Annotated in this window: 17 protein-coding genes and 1 riboswitch; of the genes, 8 read left to right on the top strand and 9 right to left on the bottom strand. The window is 61.5% G+C overall.

What is annotated here, in order from left to right; translation table 11 throughout:
* Nucleotides 1-86: 86 nt before the first annotated feature.
* The 3 genes from DXA43_RS02325 (at nucleotide 87) to DXA43_RS02310 (ending at nucleotide 2,668) form a co-directional block, all read left to right on the top strand.
* On the top strand, nucleotides 87-740 hold the full coding sequence (locus tag DXA43_RS02325; RefSeq protein ID WP_117583047.1) for a transcriptional regulator: 654 nt from the start codon (nucleotides 87-89) through the stop codon (nucleotides 738-740).
* A gap of 123 nt (nucleotides 741-863) precedes the next feature.
* Nucleotides 864-1,850 carry a hypothetical protein gene (locus DXA43_RS10255; RefSeq protein WP_158564925.1) on the top strand — a complete coding sequence of 329 codons (987 nt, stop codon included), beginning with the start codon at nucleotides 864-866 and terminating at the stop codon, nucleotides 1,848-1,850.
* Between the two features lie 266 nt (nucleotides 1,851-2,116).
* Nucleotides 2,117-2,207, top strand: a riboswitch (SAM riboswitch).
* Nucleotides 2,208-2,215: 8 nt separating this feature from the next.
* The gene (locus DXA43_RS02310; protein WP_117806133.1) at nucleotides 2,216-2,668 is read left to right on the top strand and encodes a hypothetical protein; all 453 of its coding nucleotides are present in this window, start codon (nucleotides 2,216-2,218) and stop codon (nucleotides 2,666-2,668) included.
* On the opposite strand, the gene DXA43_RS02305 is transcribed toward DXA43_RS02310, so the two are convergent.
* Entirely contained in the window at nucleotides 2,660-3,481 is an 822-nt protein-coding gene (locus DXA43_RS02305) for a 3'-5' exonuclease (protein WP_158555261.1), read from the bottom strand. The genes DXA43_RS02310 and DXA43_RS02305 overlap by 9 nt on opposite strands.
* Before the next feature lie 258 nt (nucleotides 3,482-3,739).
* Here DXA43_RS02305 and DXA43_RS10545 point away from each other — a divergent pair, with 258 nt between their 5' ends.
* Nucleotides 3,740-3,865: a hypothetical protein gene (locus DXA43_RS10545; protein ID WP_255413174.1), complete on the top strand. Its 126-nt coding sequence runs from the start codon at nucleotides 3,740-3,742 to the stop codon at nucleotides 3,863-3,865.
* Between the two features lie 139 nt (nucleotides 3,866-4,004).
* Here the strand turns inward: DXA43_RS10545 and DXA43_RS10540 are convergent, their stop codons facing one another.
* Both DXA43_RS10540 and DXA43_RS10430 read right to left on the bottom strand, forming a co-directional pair.
* Nucleotides 4,005-4,133 carry a hypothetical protein gene (locus DXA43_RS10540; protein WP_255413173.1) on the bottom strand — a complete coding sequence of 43 codons (129 nt, stop codon included), beginning with the start codon at nucleotides 4,131-4,133 and terminating at the stop codon, nucleotides 4,005-4,007.
* A gap of 75 nt (nucleotides 4,134-4,208) precedes the next feature.
* Nucleotides 4,209-4,616, bottom strand: a complete 408-nt coding sequence (locus DXA43_RS10430) for a DUF4143 domain-containing protein (RefSeq protein WP_233508999.1) — start codon at nucleotides 4,614-4,616, stop codon at nucleotides 4,209-4,211.
* An 820-nt stretch (nucleotides 4,617-5,436) separates the two neighbouring features.
* Here DXA43_RS10430 and DXA43_RS02295 point away from each other — a divergent pair.
* A complete protein-coding gene (locus DXA43_RS02295) occupies nucleotides 5,437-6,435 on the top strand; it encodes a hypothetical protein (protein ID WP_117757090.1) in 999 nt (332 codons plus the stop codon).
* A 683-nt stretch (nucleotides 6,436-7,118) separates the two neighbouring features.
* Here the strand turns inward: DXA43_RS02295 and xdh are convergent.
* From xdh to DXA43_RS02270, 5 genes are all read right to left on the bottom strand, one after another.
* On the bottom strand, nucleotides 7,119-9,896 hold the full coding sequence (xdh, locus tag DXA43_RS02290; protein ID WP_117806131.1) for a selenium-dependent xanthine dehydrogenase: 2,778 nt from the start codon (nucleotides 9,894-9,896) through the stop codon (nucleotides 7,119-7,121).
* 12 nt (nucleotides 9,897-9,908) lie between these two features.
* Nucleotides 9,909-10,388, bottom strand: a complete 480-nt coding sequence (locus DXA43_RS02285; protein WP_117778544.1) for a 4Fe-4S binding protein — start codon at nucleotides 10,386-10,388, stop codon at nucleotides 9,909-9,911.
* A gap of 11 nt (nucleotides 10,389-10,399) precedes the next feature.
* Nucleotides 10,400-13,399 (bottom strand): putative selenate reductase subunit YgfK, encoded by a 3,000-nt coding sequence (ygfK, locus tag DXA43_RS02280; RefSeq protein WP_117806130.1) that lies wholly within the window; start codon nucleotides 13,397-13,399, stop codon nucleotides 10,400-10,402.
* 150 nt (nucleotides 13,400-13,549) lie between these two features.
* A complete protein-coding gene (gene ssnA / locus DXA43_RS02275; RefSeq protein ID WP_117806129.1) occupies nucleotides 13,550-14,905 on the bottom strand; it encodes a putative aminohydrolase SsnA in 1,356 nt (451 codons plus the stop codon).
* Nucleotides 14,906-15,100: 195 nt separating this feature from the next.
* Nucleotides 15,101-16,495, bottom strand: coding sequence for a uracil-xanthine permease family protein (locus DXA43_RS02270; RefSeq protein ID WP_055285183.1), 1,395 nt, complete (start codon nucleotides 16,493-16,495; stop codon nucleotides 15,101-15,103).
* 351 nt (nucleotides 16,496-16,846) lie between these two features.
* Between DXA43_RS02270 and DXA43_RS02265 the strand changes: the two genes are divergently transcribed.
* Nucleotides 16,847-17,503 carry a transcriptional regulator gene (locus DXA43_RS02265; protein WP_233502309.1) on the top strand — a complete coding sequence of 219 codons (657 nt, stop codon included), beginning with the start codon at nucleotides 16,847-16,849 and terminating at the stop codon, nucleotides 17,501-17,503.
* 112 nt (nucleotides 17,504-17,615) lie between these two features.
* Here the strand turns inward: DXA43_RS02265 and DXA43_RS02260 are convergent, their stop codons facing one another.
* Nucleotides 17,616-17,993 carry a RidA family protein gene (locus tag DXA43_RS02260; RefSeq protein ID WP_035137477.1) on the bottom strand — a complete coding sequence of 126 codons (378 nt, stop codon included), beginning with the start codon at nucleotides 17,991-17,993 and terminating at the stop codon, nucleotides 17,616-17,618.
* A 298-nt stretch (nucleotides 17,994-18,291) separates the two neighbouring features.
* Here DXA43_RS02260 and DXA43_RS02255 point away from each other — a divergent pair, with 298 nt between their 5' ends.
* Both DXA43_RS02255 and DXA43_RS02250 read left to right on the top strand, forming a co-directional pair.
* Entirely contained in the window at nucleotides 18,292-20,787 is a 2,496-nt protein-coding gene (locus DXA43_RS02255) for a U32 family peptidase (RefSeq protein WP_117655024.1), read from the top strand.
* 15 nt (nucleotides 20,788-20,802) lie between these two features.
* Entirely contained in the window at nucleotides 20,803-21,462 is a 660-nt protein-coding gene (locus DXA43_RS02250; protein ID WP_233508892.1) for an RluA family pseudouridine synthase, read from the top strand.
* Nucleotides 21,463-21,701: the final 239 nt, after the last annotated feature.

Below are 21,701 nucleotides of genomic sequence, written 5' to 3'. Positions count from 1 at the left end.
CACATAACGCAGCAACGCTTTCGTTATTTGCGAACAAGTGTGGTTTATGGCAAAGTGTGCCCAAACTAATTTTTAGGAAGGCACCCATGACCCCCGCACAGATTGAGTTTTACAAGCGCCTTGCACACGGTCTGGCGCTCCAATTTGGCCCCAACTGCGAAGTCGTCGTCCACGATCTGGAGACCGAGGACGTGGACCACTCCATCGTAGTGATCGAAAATGGCCACGTCAGCGGGCGCAAACTGGGTGACGGCCCCAGCCATATCGTGTTTGAGTCCATGCACGAGGGCACCACCGACGTACACGACCGCGAGCCGTACCTCACTAAAACCACCGATGGCAAGCTGCTCAAGTCCTCGACCATCTTTATCCGCAACGACGAAGGCAAGCCCGTCGGCATTTTGGGCATCAACTTTGACATTACGCTTATGAAGGCTTTTGAGCGTTCGCTCGACGCCTTTACCGGCACCGGCGGCACGGGCTACACCGAGCCCGAGCCCATTACCAAGAACATCGGCGACCTGCTCGAGGACCTGCTGCACGAGTGCGAGCAGTTTGTGGGCAAGCCCGCGGCGCTCATGACCAAAGACGAGCGCATTCGTGCCATTGGCTACCTCGACCGTCGCGGCGCCTTCCTCATTTCCAAGTCGAGCGAGCGCGCCTGCGAGTTCTTTGGCATCTCCAAGTACAGCTTCTATAGCTACCTCAATGAGGCCAAGGCGGCGGCCGACGACAAGTAGGCACTCGCCTAGATTGCCCCTCCCCTTTTGGGCGCGAGTTCTGGAAAGCTCGAATCCAAGACCGAGCCGCTTGGGAAGTTCCATATAATCGATGTCATTAGTATTTCGAAAGGGTGGAATAGAATGGCGTTGAGCAAGGCATCATGCACCGGTCGCGGATTGATTCCGGCAATTGGTGGACATGTGCACCGCATGTTCGATGAGGGTGAAGACGACCTGTTTTCGCTGAGCCTTGACGACGTGATGGATGATCGCCCGTGGACCGCCGACGAACTCATGGGCGGTGGGGCTCGCCCGTCAAGCCCCAATCCCGCACTTGCGCCTAAGCCCGCATCTGCGCCGACTCCTGCGCAGCCGCCTGTTTCGACGCCCGCATCTACGCCCGCACCCATTTCGGCGCCCGCGCCCGCTCCCCGCCCCGCAAGCGACCCGTCCGAGACGGCGGCATTTCTCGCTGCAGCGACGCAGGGCAAATCGGCCGACAGCACCGTTATGTACAGCGCCCAGCAGTTGCCTGTTCCTGCGGCACGCAAGCCTCCGATCACAAGGCTCGATGAGCCCGTTGCCCATCAGGTTGCCTACGATTCCTGGGCTGCAGCCGATCTGGATGAGACCTCAACCGGCATGCCGGTGCTCGACGTTCCAGTTAACCCGCTTTTTGCCGCCAACACGAGCGCCGCGGATTATGAGGGCGGTGCGGCATATTCCGATTATTCCGATAGCTATACTGGCACCGGTCGCATCGAGACCGAGGATTATGGCACCGCATCGAGCAATTATCTCAACGATCCGTACGCTGCCGCGCCTGCACCGGAATATGACCCGGAGGCCGCGTCCGCGCCGGCGTATACCAAAAGCACGGGCGAAGAGCGCTTCGCCGATTATTACGCCGAGGAAAAGGCGCTGCGTTTCTCGGAATTTCCGCAGGCAGTCAAGGTTGCCTTTATCGCCATTGTCATTGCCCTGCTCGGCGTCATTGCGTTTGAGGGATTCCAGCTGTTCCGCGGCCCCACCCAAGCGGAGTCGGAGACCCAGCAAAAAGAGGACGATAACCAGTACCTGGACATCAACACCCTCAAGGGCGACCCCAACGACGGAGACGATGAGTAGCGAGAGCTGAAGGCGGCCGCAGGATCCCGCATCCAGCACCGGCTTCTAAGTGCTGTTTTGTCATCCAGCTACACTTTTCCGGATAATTTGCCTATCGAATTTGACACTTTTCCGAAGTTTTAAGGTGCCTATTTCGACACTTTTCCGGATGAAAGCCGAATAATCACTTGGGAAACCAACGCAGTCCGCTCGTCATTTCGCGGATGGCGCTTGATTTCTGTCCGTACACGTTGATAGACTTCCTCTTGCCCGCAAGGAGCGGGCGCGTTTTATCCAGAGTCGGGGTAGAGAGTTGGCTCCACGATCCCGACGCCAACCGGCCAAGAGGCACGGTGGCCCTGCCAACATCGATGAAAGGAGTCCGTATGGACAATTTCTCCGTGCGCAGCGAGCGCAATTTCCACAACCTGATCGTCAAGCCAAAACGAATGCATCTTCTAGACGAGCCGAGCGGCTACACCTCGGCCATGGTCAAGAGTAGTCTCTCCCACCAGATGCGCTTTACGGTACAGAAGCTCGAGGAGGAACTCTGTGCTGCTGGCAATCCACATGTGTTGCAGATCAAGCCACTCGGAGACGACTCACGCGAGCCGTCTAGCTGGAAGCTCTTTGCCGACGGCGCGTGTGTCGCAAGCGGGTCCGGAGCCTTTGCCCGCGAGCGCTTCTGCGAGGGCGCTGAGGTGTTTCTGGACCTGTGTCGCGACGCCGTACGCACAGCCGAGCTGCGTCAGTGGAGCCAAAGGGAGTACGAGCTGCTGAGTGCAGCGGGCGGGATTGCGGAAGTGCAGGTAGGCGGACCGAGCCACTCGTCATACTGATTGACGCTTCGATTCAAACAGCAGGGCGGAGTCGCGCTTACAGCGCTGCCATGCCAAACCGAATGGCGTTCTCAAAAGGCCTACCCCCTCCGCCTTCAGCTTCAGCAGCAGGTCGCTCGACCCGGGGCACTTGTCGGAAAGGCGCATCCGGGCTCGCTCGCCCATCCCCCACCGCTGGCGGACTTCCTGGGCGCGCGGGCTCACGCGGTAGTCCCCGTCCATCATCTGCTTGAGCAGCTTGGCGGTCACGCGCGCATCGGCCAGAGCGCTGTGGGCGTGCCCCGTCGACTCGTCAAACTCGATGCCAGACCACGTCGCCGCGTCGCCCAACGAGACGCGCCCATGGCTGCCCACGTCCATAATCGAGGTGTAAAACGCCTGCAGGTCGGCCCAGTCCGAAGGAAATGCGGCAAGGTCGATGTGCTTTGCCTGGCACTCGGTCAAAAGCTGTCGACGATCCGTCCCGCTCCAGCAAACTATCTGAGCGGAGTAGCGACCGATCCAATCGCTGAGCCTTTTGATCACCGTGTAGAGCGGATCGGCCATCGCGGTGTCCACGGTCGATATCCCTGTAAGCTCGCGGACGGGAAACGCAACGCCTTCGGTAAATTCCGTCTGCACAAACTGCGAGAACTCGCCCATCACGTTGCCGTGGTAATCGAGCTCGACGGCGCCGACCTCGATAATCTCATTGTGCAGTCCACGGCGCTGGCGCTGCTTTGGCACCGGCGCAAACTCAAAGTCCAGCACGATCTGGCGCGCAAAGTTCGTCGTATCGATAGCCGAGATGCACGGCGTCTTTTTAGCTGGCACGGTTAGGGCCTTTCTCCGTTGCCTGCCGCTTGCTACATAGGCGGCTACATTGCCGTAAAGATAGGCGCCCGTGCGGACATGAAATCGCACAGTGCAGCTTTCCGGCATCCTTGCGTAAAGCTGCGCTTTGAGATGGTCACGTCGCTGTTATTATCGAACATATATTCGTATTTATGGCTGCAGTTTGATAGACTGGTTATTGTTGACGGCAGTTCCATGTGCCGGGCAGCGCCCTCCATGCGACGGGAGGTGATGCCCATGACCGATCTGACTGATTTTGTGAAGCTCCTGACCGCTTTGGTCTCGCTCCTCACGGCGCTTATCGGACTTACCGAGGCACTCAAGCAGCATACGAAGCATAAAAAGAGGGGTCGACGCCGCTAAGGCGATGACCCCTTAATCCAAGCAACGGCGCTGCCCAGCTCTTCACTACTTGGGCTGCCGTCGACCTTATTTTACCCACGGGCACCGGGTTTACCAAATGGATTTTCGGTAAAGGAAGCACGGCACGCCCGCAAAAACACTACGCCCCAAGTGCCGCCACGGGGATCACCGCCACGCCGTCGTCGCGTGTGTAGGCAATGCTCCCCTTTCCAACCACGACCGGCAAAAACGCCGGCGCGGCATTCTGGGCGTCAGGATTGGAGAGCACTTTCCTCTCCAGCGCCTTGAGATTTCTCGCTCCATCGTCTGCTTTCGCATCGCTCAGCTTGACCTCGATGGCTCCTCAGCGCCCGTCGTGCTCAACGATCAGATCGACCTCAAGGCCCTTCTCATCTCGGAAATAATGGACACTGTTGTCGACACCGCCGTAGGTGGAAAGGAACACGCGCACGTCGCGCAGAACGAGGTTCTCAAAGAGCATCCCAAACGTTTGCATATCGCCAAGCAGCCGCTCAGGGGTAGCCCCCAGCAACGTCGCCGCAAGTAACGGGTCGCAGAAGTAGCGCTTGGGGCGCACGCGAACGCGGGCCTTCGAGCGCATGGGCGGCTCCCATCCGCACAGGTCCTCGGTCAGCTTGAGCCTGTTGAAGAGGTCCAGGTACGCAGCGATGGTCCTCTCGTCGGGACCCGCCTCGCCGTACGAGGCATCCTTCATGAGCGTCTTGTACGTGACAGCCTGGCTCTCGTTCATGGCAAGAGCTCGCAAAAGGCCGTGTGCAAGCTCGGGCGATCATGCGATATGCGAAATTACGCCATTCTCAATGCGGATTTTACGCTACTTTCAATGTAGTTTTTACGCCATTCTCATTGAAGGTTTTATGCTTGGCATCCTTAGCGCGACGCTCGCTCAACCCCTGACCACCGGATTGCCCGAATTCCGGGATGCTGCCTCCGCTCCAAACAAAAGGCCCCGACTCGCGATGAGCTGCCTCCCATTTCTTGAACATTAGAAATGGGAGGCTTTCCACCCCATGCCTCTATCGGAAACGGCATCCCGTCCTGAGCATCGAATCCGGGACGTAGTTTCCGCATGCGGCTTCGTTAGGAAAGCATGTTCTACTCTGAGCGCTCATTCCGGGGTGCAATTTCCGCCAGAGACGCCGCCGGGAAAGCACATCCCGGTTTGGAGCCGAAATCTGGGATGTAGTTTCCGCTTGAAGGGCGATCCGAAAAGCACGTCCCATTCCGAGTGGCAATTCCTGGTCACAGTTTCCGCAGATACAAGGCGACAGTCCGCCGCCCTTATCACATGCCTTCAAACATGCGATCCAGAAACACAAAACAGCAGATAGAATGCTCTTTTTCAAAAAAGTACACGTCCCTAAACTTACCAAGGTTTCATGTCTAGCTACCGTTCACGGTCGCCGATTACCGCCCACCGATTCAAACAAGAAATATGTCGCCAAAAGCAGGTCATCTACCTGCATGGTTAGATTTTGGTCAGCTTTTGGTCAGCTGAGCGGCAAGTTCCAGCTGATACGTTTTTGCTACCCAAAAGGAGGCGGTAGCTCATGACCCATTGCAATGACCAGCTCATCGACCAACTGCTCACTCAAGCCGAACAAGAGGGGCGCTGTCTGATTCCCCCGAGCTCGGCGATCCGAAAAGCGCTCCTTCGGCGCACCGGCGGCACGGTTGTCTCGCCCATGCCGGGGTTGTTTGCGCGAAAAACGCGCTGGAATGAACTCAACCGAGCGCAACGCCATTGCGAAATCCTCCGCGCCCTTGCGATCATCCACCCCGATTGGACGTTCTGCTCGTTTTCGGCCGCCTGTCTGCTGGGGCTCGAGGTCTCGTGGCGACACCTGAATGTCGTGCATGTCTGCAGCGCCACCAAGCCGTCGGCTCGCCCGGGCGCGCATATTCAGCGGCATCAGATCGAGCCGGTCGGAGCAATCCGCCTGTCCGGCATATCGGTAACGCCGCCCATTCAAACGGTGACGGATTGTCTGTTGCAGACCGGTTTTGCCGACGGCATGCCCATTGCCGATTCGGCGATCTCAAAGCTCGGCCTTGCGCCGGAACAGCTGATGGAGGCCGTTGAGCAACGAGCGACTGCCCGCAATGGTCGCGCGATTCGCACCGCCCTCACAACGCTTCGATATGCCGACGCCCGCGCCGAGAGCGGCGGGGAATCGGTCGCCCGAGCCGTCATGATCGAGACCGGCTTTGCACCCGACCAACTTCAATACGAGCTGACGGATCCCTTCGATTCGACCGAAAGCATGCGAACGGATTTTGCCTGGGAGCGTCAAGCCAGGGAGCTCACGCTGGGCGAACTCGATGGGCTCATCAAATATACCGACCAGACCATGCTGGCCGGACGCACCACCGCCGAGGCGCTCGTTGCCGAACGACAGCGTGAGGCGCATCTATCGCTTTACGGTCATCCCTTGCTGCGCTTTACCATGAACGAAGTCCGTTCGGCAGGCATGTTCGCGAAAAAGCTGCAGACGGCAGGCATCCGGCAGACCGCGCTGCCGACATGGCTCAACGATATTGAGCTGTAGGGGCTACCGAGCTTATGCCCGCCTGCCTACCAAACCGGGACACGCTTTCCGGTTGGCAGCACCCGCGGAAACCATGTCCCAGACTGAGTGCTCAAAACGGGACGCGCTTTCCAGATGGCATGCCTAGCGGAAAGCGTATCCCGGAATCAAGGCCTAGAACGGGACACGCTTTCCGGTTGAACGCCCAGCGGAAATTACATCCCGGAATAGACGCTCAAACTGGGATACATTTTCCGCTGAGGGCCGATCCGGAAACCGTGTCCCACTCCGAGCGTCAATTCTGGGATGAACTTTCCGCCAGAGGGTTCAGCCGGAAACGGCATCCCACTCTGAAGCAAAATTCTGGGACGCAGTTTCCGGTTGAGGGCTGTTCCGGAAAGTGTGTCCCATTCCAGGCGCGGATTCCGGGACGCACTTTCCGTTTGAAGCTCCAACCGGAAAGCGCGTCCCACTCTGGAGCCGAATTCCGGGACACGCTTTCCGCCAGAGGCTCTACCGGAAAGCGCATCCCATTCTGAGCATCGATTCCGGGTCGCAGTTTCCGCCTGAGAGCCGATCCAGAAACTGCATCCCATTCTGAGCGCCAATTCCGGGACGCAGTTTCCGCTCCAAACAAAAGGCACAGCATATGCAGTTGATGGTGAGCGCGAACAGCCCGTCAGAAATGCCATCCGCGCTCTACCCTACCCGCGGTGACGGGCGCGGCTGTACGGCGTATCCACCATGGGCAGATCCGGACGCAGCTTGCCGTCAAATGCGCGATAGGCATTCTGTACGGCGGGCGCTGTGGGGATCGTTGCGATCTCGCCGATGCCCTTGCCGCCGTATGCCACGGGCAGTAGCTCGTCCTTCTCCACGTAGATGGCGTGGATATCCGGAATCTCGGGCGCACGGAACAGCCCGAGCGTGCCGTACCTTGCCTGGGGCACGCAGTCCTTGAGCGGCCAATCCTCGGTAAGCGCATAGCCCATACCCATGAGCACGCCGCCTTCGATCTGACCCTGGATGGAGATGGGGTTGACCACCTTGCCGGAATCGTGCGCGGCATAGACCTCGCTCACGCGGCCGTCATCATCCAGAATGACCACATGCGTGGCAAAGCCGTAGCAGATGTGGCTCTTGGGGTTGGGGACGTCGGCGCCCAGTTTGTCGGTCGGCTCCAGATACACGTAGCCAAACTCGCATCCCTCGAGCGCCTTGATGGCGGTCGCGGGGTCCTGAGGATGCATACCCTGACCAGCGACGAGCTCCTGCGCGCGCAGCTGATAGGCGCGACCGTCGTCGTACTCGATCTTGACGCCGTCGCCATGCGCGCTCACGGGAGCGGCGGGCGCAGGCTTGCCGGCCTCGATGCCAACCATGGCATCGCGCAGCAGGAAAGCGGCGCCGCGCACAGCCTCGCCGGTCACGACCGTCTGACGCGAGCCAGACGTGGTGCCGGAGTCGGGAGCGTTCTCGGTAGAGCACTCGCCGTTGGCGATGCAGCTCAGCGGCAGACCGCAGGCCTCGGCAACGTCCTGCAAAAAGACGGTGTTGCAGCCCTGGCCGATGTCGGACGTGGCGGCATAGACCACGGCCACGCCATCCTCGACGCGAATCTTGCAGCGGCCGGCATCGGGCAGGCCCACGCCCACGCCGGCGTTCTTCATGGCGCAGGCGATACCGGCGTGTCCGGGATGCGCATAGTAGGCATCCTTGACCTCGAGCAGCGTCTCCTTAAGCGCCGTGGAGCAATCGGCAATCTGGCCGTTGGGCAAAACCTCGCCCGGCTCGATGGCGTTTCTGTAACGAATCTCCCACGGGTCCAGGCCGACCTTCTCTGCCAGCAAGTCGATCAAGCTCTCGAGCGCAAACTCGGACTGGCAAACGCCAAAGCCGCGGTACGCGCCGGCGGGCGGGTTGTTGGTGTAGTAGCCAAAGCCGCGAATGTCGGTGTTCTGGTACTTGTAGGGGCCGACGGCATGCGTGCAGGCGCGCTCGAGCACCGGGCCGCACAGCGACGCGTAGGCGCCGGTGTCAAAGTTGATCTCGCAGTCCAGGCCGGTAAAGTTGCCCTCGGCGTCGCAGCCCAGCGTAAAGGTGCCGTCCATGGCGTGGCGCTTGGGATGGAAAGCGAGCGACTCGGCACGTGTGAGCTTGCACTTCACAGGACGCTGGAACTTATAGGCGGCGAGCGCGGCCAAGTGCTGGATGGACACGTCCTCCTTGCCGCCAAAGCCGCCACCCACGAGCATGGTCTCGACGACCACGCGCTCGGGCTCGTTGTCCCAGCCAAACATGTGGGCGCACTCTTTGCGTGTGTCGTAGGCACCCTGGTCGGTCGACTGCACCTTGACGCCGTTCTTGTACGGGAAGGCAACGGCGCACTCGGGCTCCAAGAAGGCATGCTCGGTAAAGGGCGTGGTAAAGCGCTGCGTCACGGTGAACGCGCTCTCTGCCAGCGCCTTGGCGGCGTCGCCGCGCGTCACATGGCGGCTCTGGCACACGTTGTCCTTGAGCTCCACCGTGTTGCCAAAGGCAAAGAAGCTGTCGTGCAGACGCGGGGCGTCGGCAGCCCTGGCCTCGACAATGTTGCGCACGGGCTTCAGCGGCTCGTAATCGATCTTTACGAGCTTCTTGGCCTTCTCGAGCGTCGCCTCGTCCTCGGCAACCACCAGCACGATGGCGTCACCCACGCAGCGGGTGATATCGCCCTGGGCGATCATGACGTCCCAGTCCTGGATAAGGTGGCCGACCTGGTTGACCGGCACGTCCTCGGCGCGCAGGATCCCCACCACGCCGGGCAGGGCCTCGGCCTTGGAGGTATCGATGGAGAGCACGCGGGCGCGCGGATACTTGGAGCGCACGGCGCTGGCGTAGGTCAGACCCGGCTGATCGAGCTCGTCGATGTCATCGGGATACTTGCCCTCGCCGAGCACCTTCTTGCGCACGTCGATACGGAAGGCGCGCTTGCCCACGCCGTAGTCGTCGCCGCGCTCCAGGTCCTCGTCGATCTGCTTTTCGCCGCGGAGCACCGCAGCTGCCAGCGAAATGCCCTCGATGATCTTCTTGTAGCCGGTGCAGCGGCAGACGTTACCGCGGATGGCGTACTTGATCTGCTCCTCGGTGGGCTCGGGATCCTCGGCTATGAGCGCGGCACCCGCCATGACCATGCCGGGGATGCAAAAACCGCACTGCACGGCACCCACGGCGCCAAAGGCGTACACAAAGGCCTCGCGCACGTCCTCGGGCAGGCCCTCGACGGTCACGATGTTGCGGCCGGCGGCAAGGGCGGTGGTCAGCACGCACGCCTTGACGGCCGCACCGTCCACGTGGATGGTGCAGGTACCGCACGCGCCCTCGGAGCAGCCGTCCTTGGCGGAGTGAATGTGCAGGTCGTCGCGCAGGTAGCGCAGCAACGGTTTGTTTTGGGTCGTCGTGCGCTCGACGCCGTTAACGGTAAAAGTGAATTCCTGTGCCATGGTGATTCCCTTCTACACGCCGGCGGCTATGCCGGTGCGGTCGTGGATGGCGCCATGCGGGCAGACGACGGCGCACATGCCGCACGACAGACAATCCGCGCCATCAATATGGGCGCAGTTGTCCTCGATGCGGATAGCGCCGGCAGGGCACTTTTTGGCGCACATGCCGCAACCGATGCAGCTCGTGTCGCAGATCTTGCGCGCAATGGCGCCCTTGTCGGTGTTGTTGCAGCGCACCAGGATGTTCTGGTAGCCGGGAACGAAGGCAATCACGCGCTGCGGGCACGCCATGCCGCACAGGCCACAGCCCGTGCACCTGGAGCGGTCCACGCGGGCGATGCCATCGACCAGCGCAATGGCACCGTGGGGGCAGGCCGCGACACAGGCGCCACAGCCAATGCAGCCTTCGCTGCAGCGGGCGTCGCCGCCTGCGGAGGCGCAACCGCTTCCGCAGGCAACGTAGGCCACGTTATGTTGAATGGATTTGGCCATAAGAGACTCGCCTATTTCTTAAGGAGATACGGATAGCTGTCGCGCACGGCCTTGATGGTCAGGCGGACGGCCTCGGGCAGACCGGTGTTGACGGCATCGACCGAGACGGTGCGGACCGTGCCGGCGACGCGAACCTTAAAGTGGTCCTCGTCCACGGCCAGGAAGCCCTCGTTCTCGGAGTTCTCCATGTCCTGATCGCTCCAGAACAGGGTGAGCTTGTCCTTGTAGGGACGACCCTCCTGGTAGGGGCAGAACACGGCGCAGTTGCCGCACTCGTTGCACATGCCGTCGACATGGACGACCTGATGCTTGGCCAGGCCCGGCACCTTAATTGCCACGTTGGCGCGGTTGGGGCACACGTCGCAGCAGACCTCGCACACCGAGCCGCAGCCCAGGCAGCGGGTCTTGGTGCAATTGCGCTTGTCGCGGCACAGCGACCCCTTGCGCTCGTAGCAGGCGTCCTCGCGACCGACCTGAGCATTCTGGTCGGCGTACTTGTTAAAGTCCACGCCAGCGATGGCACGGGCGACCTCGGCGGCATCGGCGATAGCCTCGACCACGGTGGCCGGACCGCGACGGCAGTCACCTGCAGCCCAGACGCCCTCAACGCCGGTGGAGGTGGCGGCAAGGCGGCCGCGACGGTCGTGCTCGACGCCCGCGGCGTCGTACAGGCTGGCATCGATGCCCTCGCCCACGGCACAGATCACCGTGGTGGCGGGCAGCTCGACGGTCTCGCCCGTGGCGACGGGGCTGCGACGGCCGCTTGCGTCCGGCTCGCCAAGCTCCATGACGTCGCAGGTCAGCACGGCGCCGTTGAGCGCCTTGGGCGCCAGCAGCTCACAGAACTCAACGCCGTCGGCAAGAGCAAGATCGAGCTCTTCCTCGTCGGCGGGCATCTGCTTCTTGGTGCGGCGATACACCAGGCGCACGTTCTTCACGCCAGTCAGGCGCTTGGCCACGCGGGCCGCGTCCATAGCGGTATTGCCGGCGCCGATGACCACGACGTCCTCGCCCAGCTCGAGCTTCTCGCCCTTCTTGGCGGCCTCGAGGAACTCCAGCACGTCGAGCTCGGCGCCCTCGCCCAAGCCTGCAGAGCCGGGCATCCAGGCACCGGTGGCCACGACCACGTCGGTAAAGCCCTGAGCCTTGAGCTCGTCAATGGACTCCACGCGGGCGTTGAGCTGCACCTTGGCGCCAAAGGCCAGACAGAGCTCGGCATCGTGGGAGATATCGTCGCTCGCGATACGGAACTCGGGAATCACGTGACGGACCACGCCGCCGAGCGAGTCGCGGGCCTCGAAGATAGTGACGGGCACGCCGGCGCGCGTCAGGAAGAACGCCGTCGCCAGGCCGGCCGGGCCGCCGCCGATAACGGCAACGTTGCGCTCGCCGTCGTTGGCGATAGCCTGGGCGCGCAGCTTGGGCAGCACGGCAGTCATGGCCTCGCGGGCGGCCTTGAGCTTGCTGGCGCGGATCTGGGCACCCTCGGGCTCGTAGAACGCACGCTCGCAAGCACGGCCGCAGGGATGCGGGCAGATGGTGCCGGTGATAAACGGCAGGGCGTTGCGCTCGATGATGATGTTGAGCGCGTCCTCGTAGCGGCCCTCGTCAACAGCCGCCAGATAGGCAGGGATATCCTGCTGGATGGGGCAGCTCGTGCGGCACGGCGTGGTAAAGCAGTCGGAAAGCGGGCTCTTGCCGGCGACCTTGCGGTCGGGCAGCGGGCGCAACGGCTTCTTGTAGAGCGGATTGGTGAGCGAGTCGGTCTGGATCGCAGCCACGGCCTCGAGAGAGACGCCCGCAAACGGCTTGCCATCCAGGTCGGTAAACTCGCCGGCCATCTGGCTAAAGCGCTCGTAGCCACCAGGCTTGAGCACGTCGGTCGCCAGGGTGACGGGCCAAATGCCGGCATCGTACAGGGCGCGGATGTTGTAGACCGTGGCGCCGCCGGAGTAGCTGATGCGCAGCTTGCCATCGAACTGCTCGGTAATGCGGCGGGCAGCCTCGATGGTCAGCGAGAACAGCGAACGGCCGGACATATACATCTCGGTGGAAGGCAGCTCGTTCCTCGTCACGTCGACGGGGAAGGTGTTGGTGAGCTTGACGCCAAACTCCAGGCCGCGCTCGGCGCACAGGGCAATCAGGCGCTCGAACATAGGCACGGCATCGGCCCACTGCAGGTCCTCGCGGAAGTGCGTGTCATCGAAGACGATGTAGTCAAAGCCCAGCTCGTTGAGGCGCTGGCGGGCAAACTCATAGCCCAACAGCGTGGGGTTGCACTTGATGTAGGTGTTGAGGCCCTTCTCGGTGATCAGATAGGTCGCGATGCGCTCGATCTCCGCCGGCGGGCAGCCGTGCAGGGTAGACTCGGTGATGGAGTTGGAGACGCGCGCCGGGATGGACTCGACAAACGCGGCGTCAACATGCTCAAACTTGTCCAGGTTAGCGAGAGCCCAGGCACGGCACTCGTTCCAGACGTCGGAGCCGCTGGCGTCCTTCATGCCCTCGATGTAGGCGTCGACCTTGGGGCTCTTAATGCCCTCCAGGTCATAGCCCACCGACATGTTGAAGACAAAGCCGTCCGGGCTGCCCAGACCGTACTCGCGAGCGATCAGGTGGCAGGCAAACCATGCCTTCACGTACTCGGCAAAGGCCTGCGGAACCTCGAGCTCGGTCGACCACTCGCAGTTGTAGCACTCGTCCTGAGCCACGATGCAGGGCTTGTTGACGCACTTGGAGAGCTCCTCGCCGTCCATAACCTGGACGGTCTTGAGCTCAAAGAAGCGAGAACCGGCCACATAGGATGCCACGATGTTCTGGGCAAGCTGCGTATTGGGACCGGCGGCCGGGCCAAACGGAGTCTCGATGCGCTCGTCAAAAATGGGAAGCGCGCCCTCCTGGTTGGTCGCGACCATCTTGCGTACGCCAAAGATGGCGTCCTGGGTCTTGTGCTCCTCGATGATCCAGTTCATCAGCTGCGAAAACGGGATCGGCCTCATGATGTCGCTCATAGTGAGCTCCTCTCTGTAACGCCCGGCGAGACCGCGCGGCGGGCGCAAATACGGTGTAGCGCTAGCACAGCGCCGGCGACCCCGCGGAGGCCGCCTATGCGCGCGTCGGATGCGGCGAAACATCCGACGCGCGCGAATCTCCAATTGGAATTAATACACGCGATCGTTGAGCGTGCTCCAGAGCTTCTTGGACTCAGCCATGGTCCACGCGTTGATCTTTTCCTCATCAATGCCAACGAACTCGCGATCCTTGTACAGGACGCGGCCGTTGATGATGGTGGTACGGCAGTTTTTGCCCATCATGCCAAAGAGCATGTGGCCGTCGATGTTCTCCTCGCTCAGCGGCGTAAAGGGCTTGTAGTCCATGACGATGACGTCGGCGGCAGCGCCGGCCTCGAGCACGCCGAGCTTGCGATCGAAGTACTTGCTCGCCATCTTGGCGTTGTTCTCGAACAGCATCGTCATGGCCTCGCACCAGCCCACGTTGGGCATGGCGGCGTTGTGGCGCTGAATGATCAGAAAGACCTTGAGGCTCTCGAGCATGTCGTGGGTGTAGGCGTCGGTGCCCATGCACACGGGGATGCCGCGGCGGAAGAACTCGAGCACGGGGGCGCAGCCCACGGCGTTGCCCATATTGGATTCGGGGTTGTTGACGAGCCAGGTGCCGGACTCCTTGACGATATCCATCTCGGCAGGCGTCACGTGGATGCAGTGGCCGAGCATGGTGTCGGGACCCAGCAGGTTGTGCTGCAGCAGGCGCTCGACGGGGCTGATGCCGCCGCGGTTGAGGCGGGAATCCCACACGTCATTCATGCCCTCACACACATGGATGTGGAAGCCGGTCAGGCCATTGTTGGCCTCGGCCATCTTGTCCATGGTCTCGTCCGAAAGCGTAAAGGTGGCATGTCCGCCAAACATGGCGGCGATCATGTGGTTGTCGTTATCGCGACGCTCCTTGGCGGCCCACTGGGCAAATTCGGCGTTCTCGGCAATGGCCTGGTCGCATTTTTCCTGGCCGCGGCGATCGGAGACCTCGTAGCACAGGCACGAACGCATGCCCAGCTCCTGAGCTGCATCCTTAATGGTAAAGAGGCTTCCCGGGATCTCGCAGAAGCTCGCATGGTGATCGAAGATCGTGGTGACGCCATCGCGGATGGAGTCAAGGATTGTGGCATAGGCGCTGGCCTTGGTACCGTCGAGCGTCAGGTTATCGTCGATCTTCCACCACTGCTGCTCAAGATTCTCCAGGAAGTTGGTGGGGTTGCAGCCCTTAATGGCAAGGCCACGGGCCAGACCCGAGTAGATGTGGGTGTGGCAGTTGATGAGTCCGGGCATGATGAGGTTGCCCTGGGCGTCGACGTACTCGGCATCCGGGTACTTGGCCTTGAGCTCGAGCTCGAGGCCCACTTCGACGATCGTATCTCCGTCAATGGCGACCGCACCGTTGGGAATGAACGGGGCCTGAGCGTTGCGGGTAAAGACGGAACCGTTAGCGACCAGAAGCATGAATGCTCCCTTCAACATCAGGGGCGGGGTTTGACACCTCTGACATAGCGGAGTGCGAAGCGCCGGCCTACACCGGAAACGGGCCCTCTCCCGTCAACGCTTCACCAAAGGGACAAACCCTTTGAAGTGCGGCTTGGCGCCGCATGACGTCGGCGGACGAGGCGATGCGTCCGCCGACGAATAGCACCGAATTGGTTACTTCTTGCTCTCGGGCAAGACCAGATCCACGGCAGCGTCCTTGGCAGCATCGATGTGCTGAGCCACGACCGGCGTCTGCGGAAGGATCAGGTTAAGGACAATGGCCATGATGGCGGTGGGGGTCACGGCATTGGAGCCGATGACGGTGGACACCCAGGCGGGCATACCCTCGCCGGCAAGGCAACCGCTGGCCATCCAGATACCCAGGCCAAAGACGACGGAGGTGCCGACGATGGTGGTAGTGCGCTGCGTGAGGCCCTCGCGAGTGAACATGCGCACGCCGTTCATGGTGATGGTGCCAAAGACGCCGACGGTCGCGCCGCCGATAACGGGCTGCGGGATAGCGGAAAGGACGGCAGAGAGCTGCGGGAACAGACCGGCGATGGCAAAGACGGCCGCGATGATCACAAAGACCCACTTGTTGACGACCTTGTTGGAGCAGATGATGCCCACGTTCTGGCCAAGGGCGCTGGTGGGAAGACCGCCCAGCAGGCCGCCGACCATAGAGGTGAGGCCCTGGGACACGATAGCGCCGGAGAGCTCGCGCTCGGTGGGCATACGGTCGATGGAGCCCAGGCAGGCGGCGGAGACGTCACCGATAACCTGGATGGCAACCATGGGGAACACAACAGCGAGGGTAATGCAGACTTCGGGATCAAACTCGAGCGCGTAGGGCATGAGCTTGGGAAGGGCGAAGACCTGAGCGGTGGCGACGCTTGAGAAGTCGATCATGCCAAAGGGGATGGAGACGATCATGCCAACGATCATGCCAAAGAACACGGATCCCAGCTTGAGCGTGCCCTTGCCAAAGTTGGCGAGCGCAAAGACCACGGCGAAGGTGATAAGAGCGACGCACCAGGCCTGCGGGGTGCCCCACAGTGGCGTACCCATACCGCCGGCCATATACTTGACGGCCGTGGGATACAGCGAAACGCCGATGGAGAAGATGACCGTACCGGTCACGACGGGTGGGAACAGCCACTTAATCTTGCTGTAGGCCAGACCAAAGAGGACCGCGACGGCACCGCCGACAATCTCGCCGCCCAACAGCGCGCCAAAGCTAAAGCCCGAGGCGCCCATGGCCTGCAGGGCCGGGAGGAACGCGAACGAAACGCCCATGACGATGGGCAGGCCGCCGCCGATGCGACGGAAGGGGGCAAAGGCCTGAAGGGCCGTGTCGATCGCCGAAAGAATGAGCGCGACCTGGATGATGTCGGTGCTCTGCTGGCTATTAAAGCCGTAGACGCCGGCCATGATGACAGCCGGGGTGATGATGCCGGCAAACGATGCCAGTACGTGCTGAAGGGCACACGGGATCATTTCCTTAACGGGAGGCATGCCTTCACGAGTGAACAGGGCTTCAGTGCCGTTCGTAACCGTCTCCTGGGTCATTTGACCACCAATCCTCGAAATAGTTGTTTTCGCATCTAACGCTCTATTGTGACGCAGTGCGGGGTTGAGGTTGTGCCTTCGTTGCATATCGTATTAAAGATGATTCTCATTCTCAATAATAATTTTTTGTTATCAGACTATTCTTCAGCTGAGATAATGCATTTCCGCAGGTCAGGAAAGTGTCTGGTCAAAATAGCATCTAACTTTTCTTTTGGTCAACCGTTTACCGCCAAAATCATACCGTTCGTCTGCATTACGTCATGTACCTGCGGATATACGAGATGATGAGCAGCGTGTTACCATGAGAAAAAATTGTTATGAAACTTCCGCTTTCACCCAAAGGAGTTGCCCGTGAACGAGACCGTACGTCGCTTTTTGCCGATGGTCGATTTCCTGGAGCAGATACTCGGCAAAAACAGCGAGATCGTGCTGCACGATTTCTCGGATCCCGACCACGCCATCGTCGATATTCGCAACGGCATCGTGAGCGGCCGTAAGGTCGGCGGTCCCGCCACCGATCTGGCGCTCAAGATCATGCACGACCCAAAGTATCGCGACCTGCCGTTTATTACGGGCTATGAGGGGCGCGGTGCCGGTGGCAAGACGTTGGAGTCAGCGACGTACTTTATCCGCGAGGATAAAGAGATCGTCGGCATGCTCTGCGTCAACACCGATCTCTCGACCGTGCGCTCCATCAACGCCATGGCACAGCAGCTCATGGCCTGCTTCGACGCGGCTCCGACGCGCACGGAGCCCGCCCCTATCGAGGTCGAAAGCCTTTCGGAGTCCACACAGGAGCTCATCGACCGCAGCATTGCCGAGTTGCTGAGCGCGCGCGGGCTGGATGTAGCGTCGCTTGGCCAGAGCGACCGCGTGGACGTCATTCGCCACCTCAACGGCAACGGCGTGTTTATGCTCAAGGGCGCCGTGGCCTGCGCCGCCACCGCGCTGGGCATCTCGGAGCCCAGCGTCTACCGCTACCTGCAAAAAGTCCGCAAGGAGGGCTAACGAGCAAAATGGAGCGCGGCTCCACAAGCGATTCGTCACCTGACAAAAGACCCTGCAGCTCGCACGCGCTGCAGGGTCTTTTTGCATGTCATGTTTAGTTGTGGTCAACGCCTTAGAGAGCGGCGACGACCTCGATCTCGACCAGACCGCCAGCCGGAAGAGCGGCAACCTGGAAAGCGCTGCGCGCGGGGAACGGGGCCTCGAACTTGGAGGCGTAGATCTCGTTCACGGCGGCGAAGTCGGCAATGTCAGCCAGGTAGACTGTGGTCTTGACGACATCGGCAAAGGTGGCGCCGGCAGCGGTCAGCAGGGCCTCGACGTTAGCAAGGGACTGCTTGGCCTGGGCCTCGACGCCCTCGGGCATCTTGCCAGTTGCGGGATCGATGCCCAGCTGGCCGGACAGGAACACCATGTTGCCGGTCTGGATACCAGGGGAATACGGGCCGATGGCTGCGGGTGCGTTATCGGAAGACACGACGGTCTTGCTCATGTTTTTCTCCTTACAAGTAAAAGGGAACGGGAGCGCGGCGTTCACACCGGGAGGCACAGTTCGGTCTGAACACCGCGCTTGATTGAGATAGTACTCAAGGTTTCCGCGCGATGCAAGATTATTATCACGTTGCGAGAATATTTTATCGCCCAACGGTTTCCCCGGACCGCTGAACGGTTCTCATGTGAAGCAGCCAGTCCAAGCTGCTGAAGACTTTATCCCGCTTAGAGCACGGGCATCGCCTGCCGCGACGGCACCACTATACTTTTGATTATCTGAGCATTTTGAAAGGCAGGATATGACCGCAACCGCCAGTCGAACCACCAACCGCAGACCCGAGCTTTTGGCGCCCGCCGGAGGGCCCGAGCCCTTTGCCGCCGCACTCGCCGCCGGGGCAGACGCCATCTACTGCGGCATGGGCAGCTTCAACGCCCGCCGCAAGGCCACCAACTTTACCGACGAGGCCTTTGAGCAGGCCTGCCGCGCCGCGCATCTGGCCGGCTCGCGCGTCTACGTCACGGTCAACATCGTCATCAAGGAATCCGAGATGAGCGATGCGCTGCAGCTCATCCATCGCTGCTCCACGCTGGGCGCCGACGCCTTCATCATCCAGGACTGGGGCCTGTTCTTTGAGGTCAAGCGCACGATGCCCAGCATCGAGACGCATATCTCGACCCAGGCGAACATCCACGACGACCGCGGAACCCTTTGGTGCCGCGAGCAGGGCGCCGACCGCGTGACCCTCTCGCGCGAGCTTTCCATCGACGAGATTGCCGCCATTCACGATGCCGCGCCCGATGTGGACCTTGAGGTCTTTAGCCATGGCGCCATCTGCTTTTGCTACTCGGGCCTGTGTCTGCTTTCGAGCTTTGCCATGGCGGGACGATCGGCCAACCGTGGCATGTGCGCCCAGCCCTGCCGCTTGCCCTACGAGCTGATCGACGAGAACGGCCGCTCGCTCTCCCCTGCCGGTCGCGAGCGCGCGCTGTGCCCGCGTGACACCAACACCTCGCAGCTTGTTCGCCGTCTGTATGACGCCGGCGCCGCGTCGCTCAAGCTCGAGGGCCGCATGAAGGCGCCCGATTACGTGTACTCCATCGTTGATGTGTATCGTCATCAGATTGACGATATGCTGGCCGATGTTTCGACCTCTAAGGACGAGGAAGCCGCCCGTCAGCGCCAGCTCAAGCGCTGCTTTAACCGCGACTTTACGCACGCCTATCAGGACGGCACCTCGGGCGACGAGATGATGAGCTATGAGCGTTCCAACAACCGCGGACAGATCGTGGGCACGGTGCTGGGCAGCCGCCCGGCCAACCGCGATGTGCGCGGCCTCAAGCCCGACGACCGCCGTCGCCGCGCCGCCATCGCCCGCATTGAGCTGTTTGAGCCCGTGGGCAAGGGCGACCTGCTGGAGCTTCGCCACGATAACGAGTTTGACCAGTTCCTGACCACCATTGCCGCCGATGATGCCGCTGCCGGCGATGTTATCGAGTGTCGCGTGCCCCGTAGCATGCCCGAGGGCTGCCGTGTCCGCGTGATTCGCAGCCAGCGTGCCATCGACGCCGCCGGCGCCGCGCTCAAGCGCGATGTGCTGCGCCGCCGCGCTGTTGATGTGTCCGTCGTGGCGCGCCTGGGCAAGCCGTTTACTGTCACACTCACCTGCTGTGACGACCCCGCGCTCACCGCCACCGCCACGGGCTTCACCGTCGAGGCCGCCAAGACCCGCGCCGTCGAGGCGGCGGACATGGTTGAGCATGTGGGCCGCATGGGCTCCTCGCCCTTTGAGGCAGCGAGCTTTGAGGTGGCGCTCGATGAGGGCTGCGGCATGGGCTTCTCCGCCGTGCACAAGGTGCGCGCCGCCGCCTGTAAAGCATTGGAGGAGGCCATTCTGGCGCCGTACGCGGAGCGCGCGAAAACGCTCGAGCTGCCGGCGATTGTCACCAGTGATTCCCGCCCCGCGCCCGAGCACTACCGCGACGAGCCGCAGATCTGCGCCACCGTCACCTCGCTCGAGGCCGCCGAGGCAGCGCGGGCGGAGGGTGCAACGCGCATCTACATGACCACCGACGCGCTCGATGCGGCCAAGCTCTCCCCCGCCGATACGTTTGAGCAGGACATCGTACCCGTGCTCGATGAGGTCTGCCGCGCCGTTGACCACGTCCGCGTTGACCCATGGGTTGTTGCCGGCGCCACGGTCGCTATTGGCAACATCTCTGAGCTTGCCCTGGCCGCCCAGGTTGGCGCCACGGCCGAGATTCGCTCTTGCCTGCCGGTGCACAACACGCCCTGCATGGAGGCGCTTGCCGAGCGCGGAGCCGGTGCGTTTTGGCTCTCGCCCGAGATCACGCTCGACGAGATTGTCTCGCTCGGCGCCGCCGCGCCCGCGGCTCTAGGCATCACCGTCTTTGGCCGCCCGCGCGTCATGACAAGCGAGCATTGCATTCTGCAGGTTGCCAACGGCTGCATCCACGATTGTGCCAACTGCCGCCTGCGTGCCCGCAAGCTCTCGCTCAAGAATATCGACGGAAAGGTCATGCCCGTCCGCACCGACATCCACGGCCGCTCTCGCCTGTACGACGCCTACCCCATCGACCTCACACCGCAGGTTCCACAGCTGCTCGACGCCGGCGTGCGCCGTCTTATGGTCGACGGAACCTTGCTCGAGGCCGATGAGATTGGCCGTGCCGTCGCTCGCGTCCGTCGCGCCGTCGAGGCCGCGCAAGCCGGCCGCAAGCCCGCTGCCCGCCTGCGCGGCGCGACCTCGGGCTGCATGTTTGTGGGAATTAGCTAACCGAAAGGCTTACACGTGAACGAAGAACCTCAAGTCCTCTACTGCGACGCCTGGCTCATGGCCATCGACAAGCCCGCCGGCATGATCGTCCACGGTGACGGCACCGGCGAGCGCACACTTACCGACTACGCCAGCGACCTGCTGCTGGCGATGGGCGACGGCTTTGCCGCGACCGACATGCAGCCGCTCAATCGCCTGGACCGCAACACCACCGGCGTGGTGCTGTTCTCGCTCGACAAGCAGACGCAGCCCGCCTTTGACCAGATGGTCATCGACCACGCATTCGAAAAGCACTATCTGGCGCTCGCCGAGGGCAAGATCGACTGGAACGAGAAGCTCATCGACAAGCCTATCGCCCGCGACCGTCACGACAGCCGCAAGATGCGCGTCGGCGCCAGCGGCAAGCCGTCTCAGACGCGCGTCAAGGTACTCAAGCGCCTTAAGAGCCGCCGCGGCCTGCCCACGCGCTCGTATATTGATGTCGAGCTGCTCACCGGCCGCAAGCATCAGATTCGCGTGCACCTGGCAAGCGAGCATCATCCCCTGGTTGGCGACGACCTGTACGGAACGCCGCGTCCCTGCGGCCTCATGCTCCATGCCCACAGCGTGTCCTTTACGCATCCCGTAACCGGCGAGCACATCCACATCGAAGCCCCCTGCCCCTGGGAGCCCTAAAACCTGCCAAAAAGGGACAGGTTTATTTTGGCAGGTTTTATCTGGACAAACGTCATGCCGCCACGATGACTCAGCCGCGGTCCCAAAACGTCTCGATCTGTAACAGTTAGAGCCCATTTTCCGGTCTATCTGTTACAGATCGAGACATTCGAATCCCCCTCAAGGGAAAATCTCAATCTGTAACAATAACTCGGCAAAATCGATCCCAAATGTTACAGATTGAGACAAAGGAACGGCGC

This window comes from Collinsella sp. OF02-10 (assembly GCF_003463445.1).
Classification (GTDB): Bacteria; Actinomycetota; Coriobacteriia; order Coriobacteriales; family Coriobacteriaceae; genus Collinsella.
Note: the sequence above shows the minus strand (reverse complement) of the source record. Positions and strands in the feature narration are given on the sequence as shown.

What these genes read in the sequence shown, in the direction of transcription:
- xdh (WP_117806131.1), bottom strand. Translation starts at nt 9,896, where the DNA reads ATGGCACAGGAATTCACTTTTACCGTTAACGGCGTCGAGCGCACGACG.
- ssnA (WP_117806129.1), bottom strand. Translation starts at nt 14,905, where the DNA reads ATGCTTCTGGTCGCTAACGGTTCCGTCTTTACCCGCAACGCTCAGGCC.
- DXA43_RS10545 (WP_255413174.1), top strand. Translation starts at nt 3,740, where the DNA reads ATGACCGATCTGACTGATTTTGTGAAGCTCCTGACCGCTTTGGTCTCG.
- DXA43_RS02255 (WP_117655024.1), top strand. Translation starts at nt 18,292, where the DNA reads ATGACCGCAACCGCCAGTCGAACCACCAACCGCAGACCCGAGCTTTTG.
- DXA43_RS10255 (WP_158564925.1), top strand. Translation starts at nt 864, where the DNA reads ATGGCGTTGAGCAAGGCATCATGCACCGGTCGCGGATTGATTCCGGCA.
- DXA43_RS02260 (WP_035137477.1), bottom strand. Translation starts at nt 17,993, where the DNA reads ATGAGCAAGACCGTCGTGTCTTCCGATAACGCACCCGCAGCCATCGGC.
- DXA43_RS02295 (WP_117757090.1), top strand. Translation starts at nt 5,437, where the DNA reads ATGACCCATTGCAATGACCAGCTCATCGACCAACTGCTCACTCAAGCC.
- DXA43_RS10430 (WP_233508999.1), bottom strand. Translation starts at nt 4,616, where the DNA reads ATGAACGAGAGCCAGGCTGTCACGTACAAGACGCTCATGAAGGATGCC.
- DXA43_RS02325 (WP_117583047.1), top strand. Translation starts at nt 87, where the DNA reads ATGACCCCCGCACAGATTGAGTTTTACAAGCGCCTTGCACACGGTCTG.
- DXA43_RS02285 (WP_117778544.1), bottom strand. Translation starts at nt 10,388, where the DNA reads ATGGCCAAATCCATTCAACATAACGTGGCCTACGTTGCCTGCGGAAGC.
- DXA43_RS02270 (WP_055285183.1), bottom strand. Translation starts at nt 16,495, where the DNA reads ATGACCCAGGAGACGGTTACGAACGGCACTGAAGCCCTGTTCACTCGT.
- ygfK (WP_117806130.1), bottom strand. Translation starts at nt 13,399, where the DNA reads ATGAGCGACATCATGAGGCCGATCCCGTTTTCGCAGCTGATGAACTGG.
- DXA43_RS02310 (WP_117806133.1), top strand. Translation starts at nt 2,216, where the DNA reads ATGGACAATTTCTCCGTGCGCAGCGAGCGCAATTTCCACAACCTGATC.